This is a genomic window from Streptomyces sp. NPDC045701, assembly GCF_056432045.1.
Genome location: NZ_JBWKJV010000174.1, coordinates 1 through 2012 on the forward strand (window position 1 = coordinate 1; position 2012 = coordinate 2012).

Annotated in this window: 2 protein-coding genes and 1 pseudogene; all 3 read left to right on the top strand. The window is 64.4% G+C overall.

Features of this window, described 5'->3' with window-relative positions:
• Positions 1–140 precede the first annotated feature (140 nt).
• Entirely contained in the window at positions 141–452 is a 312-nt protein-coding gene (locus AC07DW_RS34185; protein ID WP_478861486.1) for a Tn3 family transposase, read from the top strand.
• Positions 453–652: 200 nt separating this feature from the next.
• A complete protein-coding gene (locus AC07DW_RS34190) occupies positions 653–976 on the top strand; it encodes a hypothetical protein (protein WP_478861487.1) in 324 nt (107 codons plus the stop codon).
• 179 nt (positions 977–1155) lie between these two features.
• Positions 1156–1416: pseudogene (locus AC07DW_RS34195) on the top strand (integrase core domain-containing protein); the annotation flags it as partial.
• Between the last annotated feature and the right edge of the window lie 596 nt (positions 1417–2012).

The window sequence follows — 2012 nt, forward strand, 5'->3', positions numbered from 1 at the left end:
TGGACCGGCGCATGCCCCACCTGCCACCGCGACCTCCCCACCCCAACACCCACACACCCCCACCCACCCGACTCAACCTAACGAAGTACTACTAGCTAGAAGGCGACAAACAAAGCGGAGGCCTACAACGGGTTCACCAAGTGGCTCCACTTCGGCAACGCCGACTGGCTCGCCAGCCGCGACCCGGAACTGCAGGACAAGGCGATCAAGTTCCTGACCTTCTCGCTGCGAGCGTGATCTTCTCAACCAGCATCGACATGACCCGGTCCCTGCAGCAAATGTCCCGCGAGGGCTGGACTGTGGACGCCAGCGATCTTGCCGTACTCAGCCCGTACCGGCGTGAGAACGTGCTCCGCTTCGGCGACTACACCACCGACCAGCTCCACATCCCCCCACCCGCCTACAACTCCGCGCTCCCTCGGCGCGGCGCATCCGCAACGGATCCCGCGTAGAGCTAGGCGCGGTCGTGACGCCCTTCTGAACGCCGAAATGCAGCCTGCTCCCTTCTCTGCTGCGCCTTGTCAGCCGATCGGCCCCTCTGGGACTACCAGCAAAAACAGCCGTCCGGCGGAAACAAGGTGCGGGAGGTCCGCGCGAGAGTGAGGTGTCCCGTTTATGGCAGTTGTGCCACGTGCTGAATGTGAGGATCCGGATGACGAAGACGATGCGGCGAGGGCTGCTGGCCGCGATCACGGTGGTTTCCGTGGCGGTACCAGTTGCGGCGGCCAGTGGCTCCGCGATGGCGGCCGAGCGGGTCAGTGCAGTCGTAACGAGCGAAGCGAAGGTATTCGAAGGCATCGGGGGGCCCATGCCGAGCCATGCGCAGGAAGATGCACGGAAAAAGATGAACGCCTATGCCAGTGAGACGGGAACGACCTGTACAGAGAAGTCTTGGGACGTGCGCCTCGGTAGCGGTGGCGGAGACGGTGTTCCTCGACACTACATCGCGCTCCTGACCGCAGAATGCGGAAGCTGAGCTTCCTCCCCTCCTTCAATCCTCGTCCTTGGGCACGCCCGCGAGATGCTGCTCCCGTCCGTGGTAGGGGTGTCGGTGGCGGTCGTGGCGCTCATGCGGCTCTACCTTCTTCCTGGGTCTGCCCCAGCCATTCGTAGGGTTGTGGCTGAACCGTTCCGAGCACCTGCACATCCAGGGCAATAAGACCCTCGATCGGGAGCGTCGGGGACGCGTATGACAACGCGCTGATGGAGACGATCAACGGTCTCTACAAGTCCGAGTGCATCCGCACCAAGGTCTTCCACGACGGCCCCTGGAGAACCGTCTCGGACGTCGAGTACGCCACCGCCTCCTGGGTCGAGTGGTACAACAACCGCCGTCTGCACTCCACTCTGGGCATGATCAGCCCTACCGAGTACGAGGCAGCACACTACGCTGACACACAAGCTGTGGCCGACTGATCACCGGCCAGCAAAACACCGGCAGGAAAGTCGGAACGGTTCACCTTGGTCAGCCGTCCATCGGTGCGGGTCGGCTGGCCGGCGAAGAGTCGTGTCATGGCCTCGCGCAGGGCCGCGTCAGTGCGGGCGGAGACACCTGTGCCGGTGGTCATCGGATCTTCGGCAAGAGCGTGTGGACGTCGGCCCGCTGCTGTTCGAGCGCCGCCCGTCGCTCTTCTCCGGCTGCGGCGCTCCCCGCAGACCGCGTCGCGGTACTGGAGCAGCTCGGGGTCATCTGACCGGGACAGATCAAGAGGCGCCCGGGCCGGGGACTCCGCCGTCCCCGTCAGGCACCTCTTCGCGCGCCAGATTGCGCGGACGAACGCGCTTCACCCTCCTTCGCCACCGCATCCTCCTGCGAGCGGCACACTCCCTCGCCACCGTATTGGCTGTTTTCCTTACAGTGCCCCAGCCTCAGTGGTGGCCAATTGGTGGGTGCCTGCCGTGCGGAGGAGGGGTTGGCTTGATGAGCCCCGTTTGTGTGTTCCGCCGTCTCTCACCGAGGTTGTTCTATGTCCCCCTCCCTGCCTGTCGGAGCTGGTTTGGTCGCGGAGCAG